Source organism: Bacillus thermozeamaize, from assembly GCA_002159075.1.
Lineage (GTDB): Bacteria > Bacillota > Bacilli > ZCTH02-B2 > ZCTH02-B2 > Bacillus_BB > Bacillus_BB thermozeamaize.
On record LZRT01000095.1, the window covers coordinates 15,750 to 37,417 of the forward strand.

At 54.4% G+C, this 21,668-nt stretch carries 24 protein-coding genes and 1 pseudogene; 5 read left to right on the plus strand and 20 right to left on the minus strand.

The annotated features are described in order from the left end of the window. The first annotated feature begins 125 nt into the window (after nucleotides 1-125). Nucleotides 126-1,127, plus strand: a complete 1,002-nt coding sequence (locus BAA01_15055; GenBank protein OUM85908.1) for a tRNA dihydrouridine synthase DusB — start codon at nucleotides 126-128, stop codon at nucleotides 1,125-1,127. 99 nt (nucleotides 1,128-1,226) lie between these two features. On the opposite strand, the gene BAA01_15060 is transcribed toward BAA01_15055, so the two are convergent. Further along, nucleotides 1,227-1,823, minus strand: coding sequence for a hypothetical protein (locus tag BAA01_15060; protein ID OUM85909.1), 597 nt, complete (start codon nucleotides 1,821-1,823; stop codon nucleotides 1,227-1,229). 491 nt (nucleotides 1,824-2,314) lie between these two features. Between BAA01_15060 and BAA01_15065 the strand changes: the two genes are divergently transcribed. The 3 genes from BAA01_15065 (at nucleotide 2,315) to BAA01_15075 (ending at nucleotide 5,014) form a co-directional block, all read left to right on the plus strand. Further along, nucleotides 2,315-2,785 carry a cytochrome C oxidase subunit II gene (locus tag BAA01_15065; GenBank protein ID OUM85910.1) on the plus strand — a complete coding sequence of 157 codons (471 nt, stop codon included), beginning with the start codon at nucleotides 2,315-2,317 and terminating at the stop codon, nucleotides 2,783-2,785. Between the two features lie 49 nt (nucleotides 2,786-2,834). Further along, entirely contained in the window at nucleotides 2,835-4,481 is a 1,647-nt protein-coding gene (locus tag BAA01_15070; GenBank protein OUM85959.1) for a cytochrome C, read from the plus strand. A gap of 140 nt (nucleotides 4,482-4,621) precedes the next feature. Then, on the plus strand, nucleotides 4,622-5,014 hold the full coding sequence (locus BAA01_15075; GenBank protein ID OUM85911.1) for a hypothetical protein: 393 nt from the start codon (nucleotides 4,622-4,624) through the stop codon (nucleotides 5,012-5,014). A gap of 59 nt (nucleotides 5,015-5,073) precedes the next feature. Here BAA01_15075 and BAA01_15080 read toward each other — a convergent pair whose 3' ends face one another. Next, on the minus strand, nucleotides 5,074-5,394 hold the full coding sequence (locus BAA01_15080; protein OUM85912.1) for a branched-chain amino acid ABC transporter: 321 nt from the start codon (nucleotides 5,392-5,394) through the stop codon (nucleotides 5,074-5,076). A gap of 2 nt (nucleotides 5,395-5,396) precedes the next feature. Beyond that, a complete protein-coding gene (locus BAA01_15085) occupies nucleotides 5,397-6,143 on the minus strand; it encodes a branched-chain amino acid ABC transporter permease (GenBank protein ID OUM85913.1) in 747 nt (248 codons plus the stop codon). A gap of 143 nt (nucleotides 6,144-6,286) precedes the next feature. On the opposite strand from BAA01_15085, the gene BAA01_15090 reads away from it, so the two are divergent. Next, nucleotides 6,287-6,715 carry a hypothetical protein gene (locus BAA01_15090; GenBank protein ID OUM85914.1) on the plus strand — a complete coding sequence of 143 codons (429 nt, stop codon included), beginning with the start codon at nucleotides 6,287-6,289 and terminating at the stop codon, nucleotides 6,713-6,715. Between the two features lie 185 nt (nucleotides 6,716-6,900). Here BAA01_15090 and BAA01_15095 read toward each other — a convergent pair whose 3' ends face one another. From BAA01_15095 to BAA01_15175, 17 genes and pseudogenes are all read right to left on the minus strand, one after another. Continuing rightward, nucleotides 6,901-7,731: a hypothetical protein gene (locus BAA01_15095; GenBank protein OUM85960.1), complete on the minus strand. Its 831-nt coding sequence runs from the start codon at nucleotides 7,729-7,731 to the stop codon at nucleotides 6,901-6,903. 216 nt (nucleotides 7,732-7,947) lie between these two features. Continuing rightward, nucleotides 7,948-8,709 carry a hypothetical protein gene (locus tag BAA01_15100; protein ID OUM85915.1) on the minus strand — a complete coding sequence of 254 codons (762 nt, stop codon included), beginning with the start codon at nucleotides 8,707-8,709 and terminating at the stop codon, nucleotides 7,948-7,950. A gap of 13 nt (nucleotides 8,710-8,722) precedes the next feature. After that, nucleotides 8,723-9,424, minus strand: a complete 702-nt coding sequence (locus BAA01_15105) for an ABC transporter (GenBank protein ID OUM85916.1) — start codon at nucleotides 9,422-9,424, stop codon at nucleotides 8,723-8,725. A gap of 55 nt (nucleotides 9,425-9,479) precedes the next feature. Then, nucleotides 9,480-10,064: a PadR family transcriptional regulator gene (locus tag BAA01_15110; protein OUM85917.1), complete on the minus strand. Its 585-nt coding sequence runs from the start codon at nucleotides 10,062-10,064 to the stop codon at nucleotides 9,480-9,482. 146 nt (nucleotides 10,065-10,210) lie between these two features. Next, on the minus strand, nucleotides 10,211-10,501 hold the full coding sequence (locus BAA01_15115; protein OUM85918.1) for a hypothetical protein: 291 nt from the start codon (nucleotides 10,499-10,501) through the stop codon (nucleotides 10,211-10,213). A gap of 20 nt (nucleotides 10,502-10,521) precedes the next feature. Continuing rightward, nucleotides 10,522-11,280 (minus strand): hypothetical protein, encoded by a 759-nt coding sequence (locus tag BAA01_15120; protein ID OUM85919.1) that lies wholly within the window; start codon nucleotides 11,278-11,280, stop codon nucleotides 10,522-10,524. Between the two features lie 16 nt (nucleotides 11,281-11,296). Further along, on the minus strand, nucleotides 11,297-11,560 hold the full coding sequence (locus tag BAA01_15125; GenBank protein OUM85920.1) for a hypothetical protein: 264 nt from the start codon (nucleotides 11,558-11,560) through the stop codon (nucleotides 11,297-11,299). Next, the gene (locus BAA01_15130; protein ID OUM85921.1) at nucleotides 11,557-12,246 is read right to left on the minus strand and encodes a transcriptional regulator; all 690 of its coding nucleotides are present in this window, start codon (nucleotides 12,244-12,246) and stop codon (nucleotides 11,557-11,559) included. Before BAA01_15130 ends, BAA01_15125 begins: the two co-directional genes overlap by 4 nt. Before the next feature lie 202 nt (nucleotides 12,247-12,448). After that, a pseudogene (locus tag BAA01_15135) lies at nucleotides 12,449-13,401 on the minus strand (short chain dehydrogenase). Between the two features lie 293 nt (nucleotides 13,402-13,694). Further along, nucleotides 13,695-14,390 (minus strand): hypothetical protein, encoded by a 696-nt coding sequence (locus BAA01_15140; GenBank protein OUM85922.1) that lies wholly within the window; start codon nucleotides 14,388-14,390, stop codon nucleotides 13,695-13,697. Nucleotides 14,391-14,530: 140 nt separating this feature from the next. Beyond that, a complete protein-coding gene (locus BAA01_15145) occupies nucleotides 14,531-16,798 on the minus strand; it encodes a carbamoyltransferase HypF (protein OUM85923.1) in 2,268 nt (755 codons plus the stop codon). A gap of 6 nt (nucleotides 16,799-16,804) precedes the next feature. Continuing rightward, a complete protein-coding gene (locus tag BAA01_15150) occupies nucleotides 16,805-17,065 on the minus strand; it encodes an NrdH-redoxin (protein OUM85924.1) in 261 nt (86 codons plus the stop codon). A 59-nt stretch (nucleotides 17,066-17,124) separates the two neighbouring features. Continuing rightward, the gene (locus tag BAA01_15155) at nucleotides 17,125-18,159 is read right to left on the minus strand and encodes a hydrogenase expression/formation protein HypE (GenBank protein ID OUM85925.1); all 1,035 of its coding nucleotides are present in this window, start codon (nucleotides 18,157-18,159) and stop codon (nucleotides 17,125-17,127) included. A gap of 78 nt (nucleotides 18,160-18,237) precedes the next feature. Further along, a complete protein-coding gene (locus BAA01_15160; GenBank protein OUM85926.1) occupies nucleotides 18,238-19,350 on the minus strand; it encodes a hydrogenase formation protein HypD in 1,113 nt (370 codons plus the stop codon). Between the two features lie 2 nt (nucleotides 19,351-19,352). Beyond that, nucleotides 19,353-19,634, minus strand: a complete 282-nt coding sequence (locus BAA01_15165) for a hydrogenase assembly protein HypC (GenBank protein OUM85927.1) — start codon at nucleotides 19,632-19,634, stop codon at nucleotides 19,353-19,355. Between the two features lie 58 nt (nucleotides 19,635-19,692). After that, the gene (locus BAA01_15170; protein OUM85928.1) at nucleotides 19,693-20,835 is read right to left on the minus strand and encodes a hypothetical protein; all 1,143 of its coding nucleotides are present in this window, start codon (nucleotides 20,833-20,835) and stop codon (nucleotides 19,693-19,695) included. Next, entirely contained in the window at nucleotides 20,817-21,665 is an 849-nt protein-coding gene (locus BAA01_15175; protein OUM85929.1) for a hypothetical protein, read from the minus strand. Before BAA01_15175 ends, BAA01_15170 begins: the two co-directional genes overlap by 19 nt. Nucleotides 21,666-21,668 lie beyond the last annotated feature (3 nt).

Genomic DNA, 21,668 nt, shown 5'->3' on the forward strand with positions numbered 1-21,668 from the left:
GGCGGGTTAATTTGTGGCACGCCTGATTTGTGGTACAATGGTGTAATGATTAATCATATGCAGGTGATGCAACAAGCCTATCATAGCAATTGGAAATGATAACAACAAGAATGAGGTGAGATGGAATGAGCCTCAAAATCGGTTCCGTGCAGCTGAAAAATAACGTCGTCCTGGCCCCGATGGCGGGCGTCTGCAACCCGGCTTTCCGCTTGATCGCCAAAGAGTTCGGCGCCGGTCTGGTCTGCGCCGAAATGGTCAGCGACAAGGGGATCGTCTACGGGAACCAGAAAACCTTGGACATGCTGTACGTCGACGAGCGGGAAAGGCCGCTGAGCCTGCAGATTTTCGGCGCCGACATCGAGACGCTGGTCCAAGCGGCAAGCTACGTGGATAAATACACCAATGCCGACATCATTGACATTAACATGGGGTGTCCCGTGCCAAAAATCGTCAACTGCGATGCCGGCGCCCGCTGGCTGCTGAAGCCGGAAAAGGTGGAAGAGATGGTCCGGACCATCGTCCGTCACGTTTCCAAGCCGGTGACCGTCAAAATGCGCATCGGCTGGGACGAAAAGCGGATCGTGGCTGTAGAGGTGGCACAGGCTGTGGAAGCGGCCGGCGGGAGCGCGGTCGCCGTGCATGGCCGCACGCGCGTGCAGATGTATGAAGGCAAAGCCAACTGGGAAATCATCCGCAAAGTCAAGGAGGCCGTCAACATCCCTGTGATCGGCAACGGGGACATTTTCACACCGCAAGATGCCAAACGGATGCTGGAGATGACCGGCTGCGACGGCGTGATGATCGGCCGCGCCGCGCTGGGCAACCCCTGGATGCTGTACCGCACCGTCCAATATTTGACGACCGGGACCCTGCCTCCCGAACCGACGCCGCGTGAAAAGATCGAGATCGCCCTGCTCCATTTGGATCGCTTGATCAAGGTGAAAGGCGAAAAAATTGGTGTCAAGGAAATGCGCAGGCACGCGGCATGGTACCTCAAAGGCCTGCCGCGTTCTGCCGAGATACGGGTCGCCGTCAACCAGCAGGAAACGCGCGAAGGCATGCGCCAGTTGCTCCTCTCGTACGTGGAGGAACTGGAAAAGCGGGAGCAATGCCGCACAGCCAGTTAAAAGTCACAAGTTCGTTCATAGATCAAAAGCCGCTGCCCGAAAAACCGGGCAAGCGGCTTTTTTGCTGCCAAATGCTTTGTGACGCAACCACGATCCCATTTACAACAACCGTTCAATGTCCTTGACCACCTGGGCGTCATCTGCTTCCAAACCCATCTCGTATAACGCCCGGATTTTGCGATCTTGATCGACGAGGAAGAATCGGGAGGTGTGTGCCACCAGGCCATTGTCCTGCTTTTGAAAGTAAAAACCGTAAGACCGAACGATTTCCTGAAGTTTCGCTTCCTCGCCGCGCAAAAACACCCAATTGTCCAGCTCGGCTCCCACACGCTGGCTGTAGGCTTGCAGGACTTCCGGCGTATCCACTTCCGGATCCAATGTGATGCTGATGAATTGCACGCGATCTGACAATCCTTTCGCTTTAATCGCTTCCTGCATTTTGGCCATGGCCATGGTGGTCGGCGCGCACACATCCGGGCAGCTGGTATACATAAATTCGACCACCCGCACCTTGCCGTCCGACTCATGAAAACTGACCTCACCGCCATGTGCCGACTCCAGGGTGAAATCAGAGGCTGTACCCAAAACGGGAAGCGCATTGGCCCGCCACCATAACGTGTACGCCACCATCCCGAGAATTGCCGCCAAAAGAACGGCGATGCTGATGACAAACCCTTTCCTTTGAAGAATAGACACCTTAACCCCTCCTGTTCACTACACGCCTCGCGGCCACCGCTGTCCGGTTATTCTAACCGACAATCCCCTATGCATTCGTTTAACACGATCAATGACACAAATGCGCCTTGATTGCACCCCTCCAACAGGGCGAATGTGTGACATTCTTGTGAAAACATCTGTTCGACAACAATTTTTCAAACATCTCTCAAAATGTTGTCAGCGAATGGGCCCAAAAAGCTATTTCAAATTGCAAGAGCAAGTACTACGTTAAAAATAGATACACCCCACATCCATCAAGAAAGGAGGGAGCGCAAATGGCCAAACCGGGCGCCAAGATCTCAGCCAAGGCAAGGACGGACGATCATGAGCCGAACCTGAAAGGAACGTTGGCCTCCGTCATGCTGCTCGGTGCGACGCTGATCGTCGTTTGGGGAATGATTTTCGCAGTTTATATGAACCGTCTTTAACACTGCCAATCCCTTGTTCTGGGAAAAAAGGAGTGAGTCTGCATGCACATGCACCGCTATGAACGCATCTGGCTGATTTTCGGCGGCGCGACCCTGATTGCCTTTTTGGCCGTTCTGGCCGTGCAAACGTTTGCCCTCGGGCTGACACCGCCGAGCGATCTTGATCAGGCCTGTCTCGACAACCCCAATGAACTGGCTCCACCCTACAACAAACCGGGCGTATATAAGGTAGGAGACAACGAGTACGACGTGGTCATGGTCTCATTTGCCTTCGGATTTCAGCCTGGGACGATCGAAGTGCCGGCCGGCACGAAAATCAACTTTAAAGCCACCAGCAAAGATGTCGTCCACGGTTTTCAGATCCCCGGCACCAATGTGAACATGATGTTAATGCCGGGACACGCCAACACCGTCAGCTATACGTTCAAAGAACCGGGTGAATATCTCATTTTATGTAACGAATATTGCGGCATCGGTCACCAGGCGATGATGGGCAAAGTGATTGTCAACTAGTCAGCCTCATGTCAGTCAGCTCATGAGAGGAGTGGAGACAATGGATGAGATGGCGAATCCTTCGGGATATGAATTGAACCGTCATGAAGCCAGATTGGCAATGGCACATTTCTACGTGGCGTTTCTCGCTCTCTTCTTGGGCGGCATTGCCGGTCTGCTCCAAGGATTGGTGCGTGGAGGAGTGATCGTTTTACCCGGGGGCATCAGTTATTATCAGTTGCTCACCGCACACGGCGTACTGCTGGCACTTGTCTTGACCACTTATTTTATTATCGGATTTTTGTTTGCCGGTGTGGCCAAAACGACTGGCGGATTATCTCCCGTCGCCAAAAGACTGGGGTGGTCCGGTTTTTGGTTGATGACGATTGGCACCGCGCTGACCACCGTGATGATTCTGCTGAATGAAGGAACCGTTCTTTACACATTCTATGCACCAATGAAAGCCTCCCCCTGGTTTTACATCGGCCTGACCTTGGTCGTGGTGGGAAGCTGGCTCAGCGGCATCGGCATTTTTGCCAACTATGCCAAATGGAAAAAAGCGCATCGCGGCAAGCTCTCTCCGCTGTTTGCCTTTATGGCCGTCGCCACCTACATCTTGTGGTTCGTCGCCACAATAGGCGTGGCCGTGGAAGCCTTGTTCATGCTCATCCCTTGGTCATTCGGCTGGTTGGACACGATCAACGTCATGCTCAGCCGGACACTGTTCTGGTACTTCGGTCACCCGCTGGTTTATTTCTGGCTGCTGCCCGTCTACATGGCCTGGTACCTGTCCATCCCGAAACTATTGGGCACCAAGGTATTTAGCGATTCCCTGGCGCGGATGGCATTTGTCCTGTTCATCATCTTTTCGATCCCGGTCGGTTTTCACCACCAACTGCTGGAACCAGGGATTGAACCGGGCTGGAAATTCCTGCAGGTCATTTTGACCTTGGCCGTCGTTGTGCCTTCCTTGATGACCGCCTTTGCCATGTTTGCCACCTTCGAAACGGCCGGCAGGGCCAAAGGAGCCAAGGGAGTGTTCGGCTGGGTGCGGACGTTGCCATGGAGAGACGCCCGTTTCCTGGCTCCCTTTGTCGGGATGCTGTTTTTCGTTCCGGCTGGCGCCGGCGGCATCGTCAATGCCAGTTTTCAGTTAAACCAGGTTGTCCATAACACGCTCTGGGTAACCGGTCATTTTCACTTGACCGTCGCAACGACGGTGCTGTTGACCTTTTTCGGTGTCGGATACTGGCTGATTCCCTACCTGACCAAACGCGCCTTCACCCCGGCGATGAACCGGCTGGCCATCATTCAGACCGTCGTCTGGACAATCGGCATGCTGATCATGTCGGGAATGATGCACCTGACGGGATTGCTGGGCGTGCCGCGCCGCACCGCCTTTACTGACTATCAGGGCATGGCAGCCGACTGGATCCCCATGCAGGCCGTAATGGCCATCGGCGGTGCCATCCTGTTCATCGGCATCATTCTGGAGCTCGTCATCGTGATCAATCTGATGTTCTTTGCGCCCAAAGGTGAACCCCAGTTTCAACTGGCGGAGGTATCCGATGAAGCGGTTGACACACCGCCCATCCTGGAACGCTGGGGAATATGGGTGGCAATTACCGCCGTTTTGGTCGTCGTTGCATATACTGTCCCGATTATTGACATGATACAAAATGCACCGCCTGGTTCGCCGCCCATTCGAACCTGGTAAGTTCGTACTTGGCAAAATAAAACGGTTTCACGCAAGCAACCTTTTCAACAACTTTTTTACAAGCGATGCCATTGGTTGTTTAGCCAGCAAGATTATGGTAATGATAAGATGGAACCACTCTTACGAAGGGGGTAACATTTTTGAAGTTAAACAAGAAAATCATCGGTATCTTCTCTCTGGCAGCCATCCTGGCGCTGGCCGGATGTGGAGCCGCTTCCGAGAACAACGACACCAACCAGGGTGCAAATCAACCGCAGCAAAATGAACAGCAAAACGGCACCACCGGCGGCAATGCCAACGTGGCTTTTGACGAAGCCAAAGCCAAGGAAACCTATCAAGCCTCCTGCCAAGGTTGCCACGGCGCCAATCTTGAAGGCGGTTTCGGCCCAGCCCTGAACAATGTGGGTTCCAAGATGGATGCCAACGCGATTTATGATATCATTAAAAAAGGTCGCGGACAAATGCCGCCCCAAGGCCAAGTCAGTGATGAGGATGCCAAAAACGTGGCCGAGTGGCTAGCCAGCTTGAAGTAAAAAATCAGCTTGAAAAAACCGCCCCGCTGCTGCAAGTGGGGCGGGATTTTTTTGAGGACTTACATCCAAAAGCGCACCAGCATCATCGCCACGATGCCGGTCAGAACCGTTGCCAGCAGGCTGCGGGTAAAATATGCCACCACAAAGGCCGGCAAAGCCGCAAGCAGTCCGTCGGTCTGCGGCAAAAACGTTCCATCGGACACGAAAAGTTCCTGACCCAGCAATGCGGCCATGACGGCCACCGGAATATATCCAAGCCAACGGAGCCCCCAGTCCGGAAGGCGAATCCTGTTCAACACGATAAACGGAAGAATCCTCGGAATCAGCGTGACAAGCGATGCGCCCAGCAGCATCCAAAGAAAGCTCCATCTCACTTCCACGTTTATTCCCCCGTTCCCGCGCCTTTTTCCAACCAGACGCCAATCGTTGCGGCAAGAATCGTCGCCATCAGCACGCCGATGCTTTCCGAGACAAACACGCTTCCGACGATGACCAAAATCACGGCGCTGAGCGCGACGACAAGATCGATTCCCACTTTTGAACGCTCCATCAGCTGCAACATGAGCAAGCCGATGAACATGGCGGGCAAGGCAAAATCCAGCCCCAGCCGTTCCGGTTGGGTGATCCACTCGCCGAAGATGCCACCGGCCATGTTGGCAAGAAACCAGTTGAGGTAAGCGGTCAGATTGAGCCCCAACATCCACCAATAGTTCCCCCGGTTCTTCCCTGTCAGACGGGTCACGGCGACGCCAAACGTTTCATCCGTCAACTGGGAACCGATCACCACGTTTTTCCATACCGGCAAATGCCGGAAAAAGGATGCCAGCGCCGCACCCATCAGGAGGTGGCGCAGGTTGACAAAAAAGACTGTGACGATGATGGCCGTCGCAGGCGTCCCGGCCATCATCATCCCCGCGGCGATGAACTGTGCCGAACCGGCATACAGCAGCAGGGACATCAGCGCGATTTCGGCCAGGGACAGGCCCGCGGTGCGCTCCACCACGCCCGCCGCAAACCCGATGCTCAAGTACCCGAGCACCGTCGGCAAACAATCTTTCACTCCCTGGACAAACCCCTCATCTCGGCTTTGGCCGGCTGCACGATCCAGCCCTGCTTTTTGTTGGTTCATTATTCCTCCAAGATTAAAACATTACTTTTCTAGTCTAGTACCGTTATTCATTAAAAATAACATGAAACACATCACAAGAGAAGGCTTGGTGAACAGAATGAAGAAGTGAAGGGAGCATGATTTCAACGAAGGAGAACGTTCGTTTGCAGCGGTGCCGATCTCGACAGGGGCGGGCGGCAGTTTGCGTTCATCGTTTCGTCATTGAAAAAAGCTGCGGTTACTGCTATCATGAAACAAACATGGAGGGACAAGATGTGAAAAAAAGTTTGCCTGCTCTGTTTATCACACTGATCGCAATGCTTGTCATCTTGTCCGGCTGCTCCCCTTCGCAGGCGGACACACAGGACATGGTTACGTCATCGCCACAGGAGCTGCCCTCATATGTCAAGCGTTTTTCCTCAGAGATTCAACAAACCTATCTGTTGGCGGCAGAACATGCCGAGACGTTGTCCTACATGCCCTGTTATTGCGGTTGTTATGAATCGCACGGACACGTCAGCAACCTCGACTGTTTTATCCAGGAGGTGAAGCCCACCAGGGAAGTGGTATGGGACCCGATGGGCGCCACCTGAGGGGTCTGCGTTGAGGTGGCACGGGATGCCATCCAGATGAAACTAGACGGCAAGCCGTTACCCGAAATTCGGGCAGTCATTGAGCAAAAACATGCGGGGGAAAAACCGACCCCCACGCCTTATCCAAAGGCATAAACACAAAAAACCCGGGGCTTCCCCCGGGTTTGGTGTTTTTCACGGACTTTTCAGTGACGGAGCCTGGGTTTCGTCGGATCGCAATCAGGTTGTTGTGCGGCCGAACTCTCCGCCAGTTTGTGCAGATAGTAGCATTCCTCGCGAAACATGTGGTCCGCCATCAAAGGAGACAAGGTGCCTAGGACCTGATCATCCAACTCCATCTCCGCCAATTCGTTCAAGAAGGTTTGAAACAAACGAATTTCCAAATCCACCTGCCGGTTAAAACGGGACAACGCGGGAAAGTGGTTCAGGTTGGTCCTGAGATATCCTGCCATCTCCACCGCTTTTAGGTAAAAGTTCTCAAATTTTCTTGCGAATTTTTGACTTTCTTCCTTCAACCGCTTTTCGGCCGGATCAAGTTCGCAGGTAATCGTGGCGGCATGGCCCGCGGCATCCAGCAGCCAAAGCAGGTGATGGTGCACGGGATGAAAGGCGGGAGGCTCATCACCCATGATGAAAGAATCAAGGATTCGCAGGTATTCCTCCAACTCGTTCAACATGTGATTCAAAAACGTTGGAGGCAATCCGATGCGAATTTTTCCCGCCAGATGCCGTCGCAGGAGGTGAAGCTTAAATTCCCTCAGCTGTTGGGAATAAACGCGGGCCTCTTGCGCCAGCTCGGTCAACGCCGGGCCGGACAAAGGTTCTCTTGCCCTCTCCAGCAACCTGTCAAATACTTGGATAAAATACAGCGCCCTTTGCATCTCAACATGCTCTTCCGGAGCCAGGCTGTCCCTGATAAATCGGGCGTGATCCCCAAACACCTGCAGCCAAAAGCGATGCTCAAACAAGGCTCTTTTTGCATACCCGTCATCCACGGCATACCCTCCCAAACTCATCCCCTGCCATTTGGCAGGGGATATTTCGCTCATTTGCCCATAACATATGTTCATTTGCCCGGAAGGTGAGGGTTTGCCGATGAACAGGAAAGACAACATTCCTTAACATCCGAAATTATCCAAGAACCGCGACAACCTGCTTCAGCTTTTTTTGTCAAAAGATGAGCCTGTTATTATTTGTAAAAGGCAGAGCGAAAATAAAGGATCGAACTTATGTCATCGGGAATCGCTACGCAAACGCAGCGGCCGTCTGAGATAGGAAAAATCAGGATCCCAGCGGAAGGTGGCCACTGCGACAACCAGTATGCCAACGGTAAATGCAAGCAAAATCAAAAACGGTTGGAACAGTTCCATGAACTCACCTTGCTTGGCAGCGCGCAATGCTTCGACAAAATAGGAAAAGGGCATCAGTTTTCCGATGACTTGAATCCACTGCGGGGCATTCTGCATGCTGTAAAACGCTTCACTCGTGAAGACCATCGGCAAGGACAACAGATTGGAAATCATGCTCGTTTGCGCCTCGTTGCGGGCGAAATTTGCAATGAAGAAACTGAGACAGGTAAAGCAGAGCGTCCCTAATGCAAGAACTGTCAGCACCAGCAGGAAGGCGGGCCAAGTGAGCAAAATCCCGAATACAATGGCGCCAGTGAACCATATCACCAAACTGACCAACAACATGATGACGGTGCGCGCCAGCGAAAAAGCCAAGACAAACTGGACGGTGGGAACCGGCGTTGTCCGGAGCAGCTTGTATACCCCGCGGTTGCGATGCCACATGATGAAAAAAGCGGACGTAATGCAAGCGCCAAATAAAACGCTCATCGACACTGTCCCAACCAGAAGCTGTTCCCGGTACCCTTGCGAATCAAAGTAATATCCCAATCCCAACAACAGTCCTATCGGAAAAGCAATCGACCAGAATAGCAAATATCCGTCACGAAACCCGCTGACCAAAAATGTCCTGAAAATCGTACCCATTCACCTTTCCTCCTTATCGGGTCAGTTGTAAGTAAAGCGCTTCTAAAGACTCGCTTCCAAACTTTCGCAACAGCTCATCCGGACTCCCCTCCGCCAGGATTCTCCCATGGGAAATGAAGATGACCCAATGAGCCAGTTTGCTCACTTCCTCCATATCGTGCGAAGTGAAAACAACAGCGGTTCCCGCACGGGCGAGATCACCGATCAATGACCGAATCTCGCTTCTCGCCCTTGGATCGAGCGCCGCGGTAGGCTCGTCAAGAAAAATCAACTTTGGCTGGTGAATCACGGTCACCGCGATGGCAAGACGTTTCTGCTGCCCTCCGGACAGGCGGGACGCATAGACGCGGCTGACTTCCCTCAACCTGCATTTTTCCAAGACCTCCTCCAATTGTTCCGTGGACAGACGGATGCCATAGAGGGATGCAAACAACCGCAAATTCTCCAGCACAGTCAGTTCCGGAAAAAATGGCGTCGATTGCAACTGCACGCCTATATGCTTGCGGTAATCCGCAGCCCAGTAGACCACTTTTCCCTCATCGGGGTCCCGCAAACCCAAGACCAGATCAATGAGCGTCGACTTTCCGGCGCCGTTCGGCCCGATGATGGCAACCACCTCCCCAGGCGAAACGGAAAAGTTTACGCCGTTTATAACAATGCGTTCTCCATACTTTTTCATCAATCCCTCAGCCTCAATGAGATGTTGCATCGGCATGATCCTCCTTTATCCAAGAATGAATGTCCAACATTGGATATTTGCTCAAAAAAATTTAAGGCTCTTCCCACTTCCTTTCTTTGATATATTGTGAACCCTTTTCCGTCCCGGCCTGGTCTTCTTCCACCAGCTTCATCAAGCGGTATAACAATTGGATGTCGAGATCCATCATTTGAAGACTGTTTTCAAAGAGAAGCCGGGACGCTTCTGACAGGCCGTACTGTTTCTTGATGGAATAGCCTTGCTGCCAGAGCGCTTTTGTTTCCTCCAGCTGCTCCATATTGCGTCTCAGCAACGACAGCACTTCTTCCTTCGGCAGCGTGTGGATGAGGTTCACCGCCAGCAAGAAGTCGGATTTCAAGCTATGCGGCGGCGTAACCAGCGATTCCCTGAGCAGCTCATGGTAGACCTTTTCTCCTTCCGGCGTGATGCCGTAAATCTTCCTCAGCCTGGCGCCGGTTCGCTCTTCTGCCTCGGCACGGATCAACCCCTCTTCCTCCATCTTGTTCAAGGCGTAATAGATCGAGCCCGACAACACATTGGCCCATTGATCCAGCCGGCTTTCCTGGATGAACTGCTGAATTTCATAGCCGTGCATCGGCCTTTCCCGCAACAGGCTAAGGATAATCAGCCGCGTCACAAGATCCCTCCTAAGCTTATATATCCAACATTGGTTATCCAGATTTGATTATGCGATCTCCTCGTCGCTTTGTCAACACCTTTTTCCCTATTCCTTGGCTCTCGCTGAAAAACAATAATGAAAGGGAATGCGCCATCACATTCCCTCTAAGGCATTGACCTTTGAATTTCCTCAATGACCAGCGAAAGAACAGCCAAAAAAATGGTGATCAAAGTTGAACCGCATATCGCTCTTCTGCTGACAACAGCAAACGTTTGATTGCCCAGAAACTTGCGGTACGCAAAATAAACCAGGATGCCCGATATCATGGAGCCAATCCAAGTCGCCAAACCGGCTGGTGTCACCAATTGCCGATAATCGACGATCCAAAAGTACAGGATGCCAAAATGAATGATGATCAAGAAAATCGCAATGAGTGTCAAAATTGGCTTTAACATCAGCTTCCCTCTCATTGGCTTCATGTTTTGCGGTATTTTTTCAGTGCCAAGGTATTGAGCGTCAGGAAGAAAAGCGCAAATCCCAACAAAACGCAAATGTGCAACCGGACATCATCGAGATGGTATCCGCGGATCATCACGTCGCGCAGTGCCTCTGCCGCATACGTAAGCGGAAAAACCTGTGAAAGCGCCTTTACCCAATTCGGCGCCTCTGCAAGATCAAAGATGCCGCTAAACAGGAATTGAGGAACGATGACCACGGGAATAAACTGAAAGAGTTGAAATTCGTTCCTGGCGTATGCAGACAGGAAAGTGCCCAGCGACAACGCTACGGTGGCCAGAAGCAGGTTCAGCAAGAGCAGCTCCCAGAAACTTCCCGCCATTTCCACATCCAGTCCATACACGCTGAACAACTGGATGATCAGCGTCTGGATGGCCACGAAAAGGCCAAACCCCAAAAAATATCCCAGCACGATTTCCCAACGCCGCAGCGGGGTTGCCAGAATCCGGTCCAGCGTACCGCTGATCCGTTCCCGCAAAAAGGAGATGCCCGAAATGATGAAGACAAAGAAGAAAATGAAGAATCCCATAAATAAGGGCGCAAAGGCATCAAATAGATCAAACGCTTCATCGCCGTAAACATAGTCGATTTCCGGTTTTTGAGGCGACGGATTCCCCATGTGCTGCTTCATCTGTTCCGGAACCATCCCCTGAAGCGTCTGCTGGACGGCAAAAATCACCAGCTTGGTGACATTGGGATCCGAACCTTCCACCGTCAATTTGGGAGCTGTGCCTTCAAAAAGAAGATAGGAACATGCCGATGTCCAAATCGCCGACAGCGAGGTGGAGGCGATCCCTGCCCAGGACCTTCACCTTGCCGGAGGTGGGTTTCCCCATGCCGACAATCGCTTTGACCAAAGTGGTCTTGCCCGAACCGGAAGGCCCAAGCAAACCCAAAATCTCGCCCCGTTCAACATCAAGATCGATGCCTTTCAGCACCTCCAGTTTTCCAAACTGTTGTTTCAGATCCCGGATTTCAATCACGGCCTTCTGACTCATGGACTCTCCTCCCCGGAATGGTTTTTCCGCAAGATGCCGTGCAAAAGAATGTCGACGATATCCTCCATTTCTTTTTCATCGTCGTCCAAAGAGAACAGTTCAGGAAACATTTGGGTTAAAATGATATAGCCCATCAGCATGCTGACAAAGCTTCGCGCAACCAGCCTCGGGTTCAATGGCCGGAAAACCCCTTCATCCATCTTTTGCTGAACAAAGCCCTCCAAAAGGCTGACAACCCGCGGAACAATTTCTTCCCTCAAAAGGTGCAGCATCTCCGGATGATACGACGATTCAACCAGTACCGTTTTCAACAGCGGAAGATGGTTCCTGACCAAACGGAGCCGGTCCAGATAAATCTCCTTCAACACTTTTTCAATCGGCAAATGCTCTTGATTCTCCATGATTTTCTCAACCGGCCGCAAATAGAGGGGGCGAAATACTTTAACGACCAGCGGGAAAAAAAGCCCCAGCAACAGATCTTTTTTCGTTTTAAAGTAGCGGAAGATGGTTCCCTCGGCGATTTCCGCCTTTTTTGCAATCTCGCTCGTGCGGCTTGCTTCAAATCCCTTTTCGGCGAATACCGAGATGGCCGCTTCAAGGATCTGCCACTGCCGTTCCGTCAGTTCATCCTCCGTCAAATGGGGGTCGTTCAATAACTTGTCAAGAACCTCTTTAAATTCATCCACTCCTCACACCTCTTGTGCTTTTGATGAGCGATATACAGGGCATGGTTATAATAAAAGTGAGTAATCACTCAATGAGTGATTGCTCACTTTTATCTTATGGCTGCATCTGTCTCTTGTCAACCATTTCTTCCCGAAGCATCAAAGGTCCGGAAAACGCTGGAATCTCGCATCCGGACCTTTTAAGATGGTCACTCTTTCGCGTTTACGGAGTTGCCCTGTTGACTTTCATGTATGCCAAAGTTTTGCGCAAGCCTTCTTCGTAAGGTGTTTTGGGAACCGGACCAATCAACCGTTCGTATTTCTCGCCGCTCAACACGACCGGCTCCTCGGTCAGATACAACATTTCGGCCACTTCCCTCATGCCTCGGTTAAACAATCCCAAAAATGAAATCATCCCCTTTCCGACGGTGCTCACCTTTTTCCGGTTGCCCGTGATCTTTCTTGCCATCTCAATCAATTCGTGCCCGGAGATCACGCCATATCCCGGGATATTCCAATGCTGGCCGTAAGCGGATTCCCGCATGGCCAATTCCACTGCCGCCTTTGCTCCGTCAGGGGTGTATATGTATTCGCGTTTGACATCCAACGGACCGACAAAGCGTGGGGAGCGATTGGCAAGCATCGAGCTCAAGGTAAAGTTCAAAATGGTGTTTTCCGCATTCGGGCCGTAAAAGTCCGGAAAATGGGCGATGAGTGCGGGAACGCCCTGCCGGTGGGCGTCCATCACTTTTTGCTCCTGCTGCAGGCGAAGCTTGCTTTTTTTGTGTGCGGCCGTTTGGGCGTCTCTTCCGTGACCTTTTCTCCAGGGCTTCTGCCATAAGCATAAATGTTGTCAATGTAGACAACCCCAGCCTGGTTGACGGCTGCACTCTTTAAAATGTTTTCCATCAATCTGGCCAGCCCGTCGTACCATTGTGGATAAGGAATGCTGACGGCATGAAAAATCACATCCGCCCCCTTACCCGCCTCAATGAATTGATCCAGGTGAAATACGTCGCCTGCAACGATGGTAACCCGGTTCATGTCCCCAAACAAACGCTGCAGTTTATCCTTGGATCGGGCAAAGGCCACCACTTCCATGCCCCTCTCCGCCAACTCGCAGGTCAATGCGTATCCCATGCCGCCGCTGGCACCCAATACAAGCGCTTTTTTCATTTCTTTGTCATCTCCCTTTCCCGCCGTCAAATCTATACTTTTCTTAAAATTTATTAGAATTTCTATATCTGAAAATGGCTTATGCTTGCCAGTACAATGACAATGTAACACATCCGGGAAAACAAGGGAACATGCAAGGAACAAACAAAAAAGCGAGTTCTGCGCAACAAGGCAAACTCGCTCAGGGGATTCGTAAAGGGATGATGCCTTTGATGCCTTTGAATATGTGTAATGAATCGAAGATGATGGCAACACGGATATGAAGAAAGAAGATTCCGAACCATAAGATGTCTTCAAGCGATCGCCAAGCTTTCGTATGCATAATAAGCACCGTAAATAATGGACAAGAAACCGGTCGCCATGCCGAGGAGCTGAACCGTTTTTTCCGAGTAGTTGGCGAATAGAATGAAAGGCAACCCCAGGAGTACGGTAAAAAGGAGCATCCCCAAGATCGTTCCCAAGCCAAACAACAAGATATAGATGAACGCTTGCACGGTGGTTTCAATGGATGCCATCGTCATCATCGCCAGCGCCCCGCTGCCGGCAAGACCATGGATCATGCCAATCCAAATGGACGCTCGTTGCGGGTTTAGATCGTGGTGATGTTCATGATCCCCTTGGTGCCTGTGCGAATGAAAGTGTATATGGCGCTCCCCGTCATGTTCATGCGCGTGGACATGGACTTTCTCTTTCCGTATCGCACGCACGCTCATCCACCCGAGAACGATCAACATCATCCCCACGCCGGCTTCCATCCATTGTTCCACGGTGGGAGGGATGGTCACCCGAATGCCGATTAACAGCATGCCGACGATGAGTAACGTCATGGTGTGCCCGATCCCCCAAAAAATTCCCGCCATCGCGGCCTTGTACAAACTCCCTGACCGGCTGGCAATTGTTGAGACCGCGATCATGTGATCCGGTTCCAAAGCATGGCGCAATCCCAATAAAAAACCGACTCCAAAAACGGCCATCATGGCTACTGACATCCTTTTTTCCTCCTTTGAATTGATGGGTACTCATCTGTTGCGCGCTCATCGCCGGCCACCCGCCGAAAGGGGGATTGACACCGTACCATGTGTCGCGACCGCCGATTCCAGCAGGATGAAGACAGCCGGGTGTTTATCATTTACGCCGTACCATGTGTCGCGGCCACCAGCGCCGCTTGCCCGAGACTGATGCCCCCGTCATTGGCAGGAATTCCCCTTCCCATCCACACCTGCATCGCACTTTCCCCGAACAACTCCCGCAGATCGCTCAATAAGAGGGCGTTTTGAAAGACTCCGCCAGACAATACGACCGTATCGATCCGATGCGCTTCCCCCAACGCAAGGACGCTTCTATAGATCCCCTCAGCAACGCTCCGGTGAAATGAGCGGGCGATCGCGCCTGCCTCCCGCCCGCGCAAACGGTCTTCCGCCATCGCCATCAACAGAGGGCGATAATCAAGCTCCCCCTTCTCTTCGTCCCATGGAAACGGATATACCGTCTCCAATGGGCTTGAGCGGGCGAGATGTTCCAGCCAGATGGCTGCCTGGCCCTCAAAGGAAATGCTCCCGGCAAATCCCAGTAAGGCAGCCGCAGCATCAAACAGGCGGCCAGCGGATGTGGTGGGAAACGCGCGCAGTCTTTTTTCCGCCAGTTTTAACGCTGTAAAATACCGTTCAGGCAACGCCAACCGCTTGCCGATGTCCTCCGCCCAAGCCGGCAGGTCCTGGAAAAATCCGGCCAACGCCTGCAGCGGCATGCGCGCCGCCGCATCGCCGCCGGGAAGCAGCGCTTGGCGGAGATGCCCGCACCGTTTGAGCCCTTCGGCGGCGCTTCCCACAAACCATTCGCCACCCCAGATGGTCCCATCATCGCCATACCCCGTCCCATCAAACGCCACTCCGATCACCTGCTTGTCCAACGCGTTCCGTTCCGCCAGGACAGAGGCGATATGGGCGCGATGGTGTTGGACGGTGACGTGTTCTGAGGCCGCCAATTGCCGCGCAAAACGGGTGGAGTGATAGTCGGGATGAAGATCGCAGACCACAATCGCTTCTTCTAACGGGACATCGTACATGGACAGGAGATCACGGACCGTTTGCGCAAATGCCGTGTACGCTTCGTATTGTTCCAGATCTCCCAAATGCTGGCTCATGATCGCCTTCCCCTTGACGACCAACGTGACGCTGTTTTTCAGGTCGGCTCCAACGGCGAGGATGGGCCGTTCACCAGGCAGTTCAGCGACAGGAAGCGGAGCCGCACCCCGCGCCCGGCGGAGGACAGCCGTCCCGAAAGCGCTTAAACGAACCACCGAATCATCGACACGCCGGGCAATCGGCCGCTCGCCGATCAGCCAGGCGTCGCAAACCCCTTTGAGCGCTTCCAAAGCTTCTTGATCTTTGTAAACAATCGGTTCTCCGGAACGGTTGCCGCTGGTCATGACGAGCACCGGTGGCGCATGGTAGTGAAACAACAAATGATGCAGCGGCGTATACGGGAGCATCACGCCCAGGTCGGAATTGTCCGGGGCCACGTTCGGGAGGAGCCGGCGGGCACGGGCCAAGACGATTGGCCGGGCGGGAGAAGTCAGAAGAGCCTCTTCTTCGGGAGCCAGTTCGACAAGCGTACGCGCCGTTTCCAAGTCCTTGGCCATCAAGGCAAACGGTTTCGCGCCGCGGCGCTTGCGCTCTCGCAGGATCTTCACGGTCCGGGAGTTTTCGGCATCGCATGCCAGATGGTACCCTCCCAGCCCTTTGATGGCCACAATGTATCCTTCCCGCAACAGCTGGGCCGTTTTTTCGATGGCTTGGACATGGTCGCGAATCGTTTCCCCTTGCCAATGCAGTGCATATTTGGGACCGCACGCGGGGCATGCGTTCGGCTGTGCATGAAAGCGGCGGTCTGTCGGTTCATCGTACTCTTTTGCACAGTCCGGGCACATCGGCCAGGCTTTCATCGTCGTATGCGGGCGATCATAGGGCAGGTTTTCGATGACGGTATAGCGGGGCCCGCATTCCGTACAATTGATGTAAGGATAGAGGTAGCGACGGTCTGCAGGGTCGAACAGCTCAGACAGGCAAGCCGAACAGACGGCCATGTCGGCGGCCATGTACACGGTGGGCCGGTCATCACGCGTGCTTTGAAGAATCTTGAAACCAGGCCAGCCTTCCACCGTCGTGTCTTCGATTTCGACCGCGGTCACTCGAGCCGAGGCGGGGGAATGCGCGGTCATCTCCTGTAAAAAGGTCTGAACGGCCGCCGGCTCCCCTTCCACATGCATCTCCACCCCATGTTGATCGTTAAGCACCCAGCCGCCCAAATCCCAACGTTTGGCCAAACGAAAGATGAATGGGCGAAAGCCTACCCCTTGAACGACGCCGCGAACGCGAATGCGCCGTGCCGTTTTCACGTTGTCTCACCCTCTCGGAGATGCGGCATCTTCCTGCGAAGAAGGCGGTGAAACGATACAGCCCCGTCCTTGAACCCCGATTTGGACGACACATCCGTCCCGGACGAGAACAGGCACCGTCCGCCCGCCCGTCAAAACGATGAGCCGCCTCAGCGCCTCTTCATCCTCTTCTACGTCGTATTCCACGAACGCTTCCCCATCCCATAGCAAAGATTCTCGCAGCTCCCCTGTGTAAGGGCATCCTTTTGCGCCATAAAGTTCAAGCATCCCTGTTCAGCACCTCCAGAACTTCGCGGATGATGGGTCCTAAAAACTTGACAATGGGTTCAACAAATGCGGGGCAACGGATCGCCGACCAGCATATCGATGACCCACGATCCGCCGTACGGCGAATGGGCCAACACCACATTTTTCGGCTCCTCCCGAATTTCTCCGATGCGTCGTGCTTCTTCCCCTCCCGGTACCTTTCTGATCGCTTCCAGCGCCGCCTCCGCGTACTCCGGCGAGACGACGGCGAGAAACTGTCCTTCGTTGGCGATGTGCAGGGGATTCAAGCCCAATATTTCGCAGGCACCGCGCACCGCCGGCCGAACCGGAATCGCCTCTTCGTTCAAGACCACGGCCACGTTGGCGTCCCTGGCCAGCTCGTTTAACGCCGTGGCCACGCCGCCCCGTGTCGGATCGCGCAACCAGCGGAGGCCCGGCGCGGCGGCGTCGATCAGCGCGGAGACGTACGGCCACAGGGGACGCGTATCCGAGGTGAGGTCGGCCTCCAGATCCAATTCCCCCCGAGCCAACAGGATGGTGATCCCATGATCGCCGATGGGTCCGGAAAGCAGCACTTGATCACCTGGCCGGACGTTTTTGGCCGCAAGGCATACCCGTGTATCGGCAAGGCCTATGCCGGCCGTGGTAATGTAAAGCCCGTCCGCTTTTTCGTGTTCCACCACTTTCGTGTCGCCTCCGACCACCGGCACCCCGGCGCGTTGCGCCGCGTTGGCCATGGCCGCCACTTCCCGTTCCAACTCCTCCCTCGTCAAACCCGCCTCAATGATCAGCGTCGCCACGAGCGCCAACGGCTTTGCCCCACCCATGGCCAAATCGTTCACCGTTCCGTTGACGGCCAGTTCGCCGATCGATCCGCCCGGAAAGCGGAGCGGCTTGACAACGAAACTGTCTGCCGTAAAGGCCAAACGATGATGAGCCGCATGGATATACGCCACGTCCTGCAGCTCCGCCGCCGGATCGCTGGCCAAATAGGGAACCAACAATCCTTCGATGAGACGGCGGCTGGCCTTGCCGCCTGCGCCATGCGTCAGATCGATATGGGTATCGGTAAAGCGCACTTTGGTGGTCTTCATCTATTTCCCTCCATATGTCAAATCGGCCATTGCGTTGCCTTGCAGGCAGGCAGGTCAGGCAGGCGTCCCGCGGAAAACCTATCCGCCGCTCGCTTGGCTGACGTAGACATGATTGAAATACGCGGCACACGCCCCCTCCGAGGAAACCATGAGCGCTCCCACCGGATGTTCCGGCGTGCACTCTTTGCCAAACAATTTGCATTGATGCGGCTTCAGCACCCCTTTTAACACATCGCCGCACTGTGCGGCTTTGGGATCGGCCACGCGAGCCCCTTCCACCCGGAAGTGAACTTCCGCGTCCCACCGGGCAAATTCAGGCTTCAGTTTCAACGCCGATTGGGAGATGAAGCCAAGGCCGCGCCATTCAAAGACGGGACGAACCTCAAAGACTTCCTCCATCGCCTGAAGCGCAGCGGCATTCCCCTCCCACGTGACGACGCGATGGTACTGATTTTCCACTTCCGCGCGACCTTCACGCAATTGTTTGAGTAGCATCAGGATCGATTGCAACAAGTCGAGCGGTTCAAAACCGGAAATCACGACCGGTTTATTGTAATGTTTCGCGACAAATTCATAAGGCCGGGCGCCGATCACTGTAGAAACATGACCGGGGCCAATAAACCCGTCGATGCGCATGTCCGGAGAATCCAAAATGGCGCGAATGGCCGGCAAAATGAGGACGTGATTGGAAAACACATAAAAGTTTGGCACATCCAGTTCACGCGCCTGCAACAGTGTCAGCGCTGTCGAAGGGGCCGTCGTTTCAAAGCCGATGGAAAACAGCACCACCTTCCGCTCGGGATGGTCAAGGGCCAGTTTCAACGCATCCAAGGGAGAGTAGACCATGCGGATGTCGGCCCCTTTGGAGCGAAGTTCCAGCGGCGTCCCCTGCCGTCCCGGAACCCTCATCACGTCGCCAAAAGCGGTAAAGATCACTTCCTCCTGCCGGGCGATGTTCAAGCCGTCATCCATCCGCCCCATGGGCAGGACACAAACAGGACATCCTGGGCCATGGACCAACTCGATGTTTTGGGGAAGCAAATCCTGCAGTCCAAAGCGATAGATGGAATACGTATGGCCGCCGCAAACCTCCATGATGCGATAATGGGCATCGGGATCGACGATGCGGTGGATCTCTTCCGCAGTTTTGCGAATCAGTTCCGGATCGCGAAACTCGTCGACGTATTTCATCGTCATTTGCCCTCCTCTCCGAACCGGTACCCCTGCACTTCCTGCAGCGCCTCTTCCGACTCACCCAACATGTGCAACAGCCGCAATTGTTCCGCGGCTTGTTCTTCGCTGATCTTGCTCATGGCGAATCCGACGTGGATCAGCACCCAATCGCCCACTTGGGCGCCCTGGTTTTTCAAGAGACCGATGTTGATTTTCCGCCGCACGCCGGAAACGTCGACGATGGCGTAATGGTGATGTTCGTCGAGCAGCTCGACGACTTGTCCCGGGATGGCCAAGCACATGGAAGCCTCCCTCCCCCATACTGGTATCACGCAGTCAAAACGAAGCTTGCAAAGGAAGTCACCGCATAAAGGCCACAACGCCTTCTTCTTGCGGAGAATATCCAAGGCGCTCAACGCGCCACACCATCACCCGGTTGTTCCCCGAATCGGCAATCGCCAAACGGTCCTGATGGAACCAAACCCCATACGGCCAGCACAAACTCTCCCGTTCCACCGACCGCCAGCGGTTTTCTCCAGAACCGTCAAAATCGGTCTGGCCGATGACGCCGGCCGCCGGATGGCCAGCTCCCGTGCGCGGCAAGCCGGAAAAAAGGAGCACGCGGTTGTTGGCCGTATCGGCCACTGCCAGCGTATTTCCCGACACCGTGACGCCGTAGGGGAAACGCAGCCGCCTTGGCCCCTGAGGGATATGCGGAAGTTCAAACGCCCGGGTAAAGTCTTCTTGTCCGAGGACCAAATCGGCTGGCCGGTCAGCGGCCGGAAAAGGCGTGTAACCGAGGACGCGATGATTGCCGGCGTCGGCGATGTACAGCGTCCCCCCGTCACCGGCAATGGCGTGAGGCCAGCGGAACGTGTCCGGCCCCACTCCCCGACCGCGGTTTTCCTGGTTTGCGTAACCATCGGGTTGACCGAGGATCAGATCGGGCAGGCGGCCGTCTTCTGGAATCCCCTTCCATCCCAAAACCCTGCGGTTCCCGGTATCGGCCACATAAAACCAGCCATTGGCATAGGCAAAGCCGTAGGGCCAGTAAAATCCGGTCGGTCCGACCTCCTTCCCCCGGTTGGGAGAAATGCCCGTCAGGTCGGACTGGCCGAGGATCCGATCGGGCGGCTGGTTGCTGTCCTTCGGCAACCCTTCCCAGATCAACAGGCGATGGTGCCATGCATCCGCGACGAACAAGCATCCTTCGTACACCGCCACGCCGGTCGGGAGATGGAACAATTTGGGCCCCTCCGCCTCAAAATCCTCCTGTCCCAACACGATATCCGCAGGGGCGTGATCCCTCTCTGGCCAACCGTACCAAATCAGGACGCGATGATTGCCGCTGTCGGCCACGACGACGACCTCATCGTCCAAATATACTCCCCGCGGCGCATACAAGTTTGTGCGGCTCGGCCCGGCAGGCGGGAGAGCAAGACCGCCGGGCGCCGGTCCCCCCAGCCATCGCTCGGGGTGGGCAGTCACGCGGGACGCACCCATATCTGCTGCTCCTCCACCCGGACCGGAAACAGTTCCAGCTGCACATGCGGCGCCGTGATGCATTCCCCGGTGGTTAAATCGAAGCGAAAACCGTGTCCCGGACAGGCAATGAAGGAGCCGTCCACAAGCCCCCGCTCGAGGGATATGCCCATGTGGGGACACTGATTGCGAAAAGCCATTACCTTTCCATTGATGCGAACCAACAGCACATCATGCCCTGCCAGGACAAAGCGAACCGGCCGTCCTTCTTCCAGTTCCGCAACCGAGGGGCCCTTCAGCCAGCCGCTCTGCTCCAAGTCACCCGCAACGCCCGTGCCATGGAGCGGCATATAGCCGGAGGTGACCTCATCTTCAACCATCACAACATGGCGAATTTCCGGGATGCGTGCTTTTATCGCCTCTTCCACGCCGTTTTTCAGCGTCATAGCCGACATCGAACAACCGGAGCAGGCGCCGTGCAAGCGGACATGGACCGTCTCTCCCTCCACTTTGACCAATTCCACGTCCCCGCCGTGAGATCGCATATAAGGACGCACCTCTTCGAGCACCGCGGCAACACGGGCAAACAGGTCTTGCTTAATGATGCCGTGCAAAAGGAACAGGGCATAGATGGAGGGTTCATCCACGGCCTGATACAAGAGCTCTTTTCCTTCCTCCGATGCGCGCAGCAGACGGACCAGCCTTCTTAAGGCATGTCCATGGAACGCTTCGATGGCCTGCTTCAACTCCATCGCCTTTGCGCGCGCATCATCCGGAAGCTCATTCAGGGCGGCTCGCGCCCGATCCACGCGCTCAGCCAAAGCCTGGAAGTCCTCTTCGACCGCATTCATCTC